At 71.6% G+C, this 275-nt stretch carries 1 pseudogene; it reads right to left on the bottom strand.

Features of this window, described 5'->3' with window-relative positions:
- Positions 1–275 (bottom strand): annotated as a pseudogene (locus tag SB717_RS35580) (hypothetical protein); the annotation flags it as partial.

Raw genomic sequence — 275 nt, 5'->3', positions numbered from 1 at the left:
CCGCGCGGGTCGCGGATGCCGCCGTTGCCGTCGATGGCGTAGCCGATCGGGATGGCGTGGATGACCTGGCCGTCGGTCGGGACCTCGGCCTGGGAGTGGGCGCGCAGGACGCGGCGCAAGTCGCCGTCGCTGACCGCGTGGCCGGCGATCGAGACGTCCACTTTCAGCATCTGGCTCGCCGGATGGCCGCCGGAGAGGTTGACGATGACCTCGCGGATCGTCTCGCCGGCCATCTGCTCGGCGGCGTGCACGGCATGGGTGATGGCGCTTTCCGC

Origin of the sequence: Priestia sp. SIMBA_032 (assembly GCF_046535215.1) — a bacterium.
Lineage (GTDB): Bacteria > Bacillota > Bacilli > Bacillales > Bacillaceae_H > Priestia > Priestia aryabhattai.
This window is presented reverse-complemented; position numbering and strand designations above follow the sequence as displayed.